Source organism: Candidatus Protofrankia californiensis, from assembly GCF_900634765.1.
GTDB classification, from domain to species: Bacteria; Actinomycetota; Actinomycetes; order Frankiales; family Frankiaceae; genus Protofrankia; species Protofrankia californiensis.
Map to the genome: position 1 here is coordinate 34112 of NZ_CAAAFT010000444.1, position 1765 is coordinate 35876.

The following is a 1765-nucleotide window of genomic DNA, read 5'->3' on the forward strand; positions in this document are numbered from 1 at the left end:
CACGTGTGTCGGTCGCCACTCACTCCACCTACCTGGTCGTCGGGTATCGCAGGGGCGACAGGACTCGAACCTGCAACCGCCGGTTTTGGAGACCGGTGCTCTACCAATTGAGCCACGCCCCTTTGCGCCACGGCTGTCACCGGAGCAGCAGCCGCCGAACAAGATCGAATCCGTTAAAAAGATCAATCTTGGTGACCATCAGCAGCACTACATACCGGGACGACAGCCCAAGCGCATCCACCATACTCCTACGCTGGCTCCCTCACCCCGGATCCCGGCCCCGATCGCCCAACGCCTGCCGCGCGGGCGATCCCAGAGGTCGGGATTCGGCGTCCAGCATCGAGCCGGAACCGGCGCCCGCCGGATGGCAGGCGCCGAAGGTCTTCCAGCGGATGGGCCAGATACCGGCCGAAACCGCTGCCGGACCACCCGTACACCGACCCTTGTGGTGTCCTGCGGAATCCGAACGGCCCCGGCAATGATCGGGCGGGCAACCCCTGACACGTGGCAGCATGACGGTCATGACCCGGATCTCTCACCGCGTCGGCAGCATCGCCCCTTCGGCGACGCTTGCCGTGGACGCGACCGCGAAGGCGCTGCGTGCAGCCGGCCGGGACGTGATCGGCTTTGGTGCCGGCGAACCGGACTTCCCCACGCCCGACCACGTCGTTGCAGCCGCCGAGAAGGCCTGCAGCGACCCGAAGATGCACCGATACACACCCGCCGCCGGCCTGCCCGAGCTCCGGGAGGCGGTGGCGGACAAGACCCGCCGCGATTCCGGGCTCGACGTCCCCGCCAGCGCAGTGATCATTACTAACGGCGGTAAGCAGGCGGTCTACCAGGCATTCGCCACCCTGCTCGACCCCGGTGACGAGGTGCTGCTGCCTGCTCCCTACTGGACGACGTACCCGGAGTCGATCCGTCTGGCCGGCGGTGTCCCGGTGGACGTCGTCACCACCCCTGAGCAGGGTTACCGAGTCACAGTCGAGCAGCTGGAAGCGGCCCGCACGCCCCGTACGAAGGTGCTGCTGTTCTGTTCCCCGTCCAACCCCACCGGGGCGGTCCACACCCCCGAGGAGGTCCGGGCGATCGGGCGTTGGGCGGCCGAGGCCGGCCTCTGGGTGATCGCCGACGAGATCTACGAGCATCTGGTGTACGGCGACGCCCGGTTCGCCTCCCTGCCGGTCGAGGTACCGGAGATCGCCGACCGCTGCATCGTGGTCAACGGAGTGGCCAAGACCTACGCCATGACCGGCTGGCGGGTCGGCTGGCTGATCGGTCCGGCGGACGTGGTGAAGGCCGCCACCAACCTGCAGTCCCACGCCACGTCGAACGTCTCCAACGTCGCGCAGGCCGCGGCGCTGGCGGCCGTGACCGGGCCGCTGGATGCCGTCGTGCAGATGCGCTACGCCTTTGACCGGCGACGGCTGACCATGCACCGGATGCTCTCCAACACGCCCGGGGTGGTGTGCCCGCTGCCCGACGGGGCGTTCTACTGTTACGCGTCGGTGGCTGGCGTCCTCGGGCGCACGCTGCGGGGAAAGACCCCGGCCACCTCGGCCGAGCTGGCCACGCTCATCCTTGAGGAGGCAGGTGTGGCAATCGTGCCGGGTGAGGCGTTCGGGACTCCGGGTTACGCCCGCCTGTCCTATGCACTCGGCGACGAGGACCTGGTCACGGGCGTACAGCGCCTGTCCGACCTGCTGGCCGAGGCGCACTGACCAGCGCGCAGGCAGGTACCCGCCAACCAGTCGACGGTGTGCCC

At 68.7% G+C, this 1765-nt stretch carries 1 protein-coding gene and 1 tRNA gene; one reads left to right on the forward strand and one right to left on the reverse strand.

Going from position 1 to position 1765, the window contains the following annotated elements; all coding sequences use genetic code 11:
- Positions 1 to 49 precede the first annotated feature (49 nt).
- A tRNA-Trp gene (locus tag DD1DGNOD_RS23115) sits at positions 50 to 122 on the reverse strand.
- A 390-nt stretch (positions 123 to 512) separates the two neighbouring features.
- Here DD1DGNOD_RS23115 and DD1DGNOD_RS23120 point away from each other — a divergent pair.
- Complete coding sequence (locus DD1DGNOD_RS23120) at positions 513 to 1721, forward strand: pyridoxal phosphate-dependent aminotransferase (RefSeq protein WP_131768549.1); 1209 nt, start codon at positions 513 to 515, stop codon at positions 1719 to 1721.
- Positions 1722 to 1765: the final 44 nt, after the last annotated feature.

What these genes read in the sequence shown, in the direction of transcription:
- DD1DGNOD_RS23120 (WP_131768549.1), top strand. Translation starts at nt 513, where the DNA reads ATGACGGTCATGACCCGGATCTCTCACCGCGTCGGCAGCATCGCCCCT.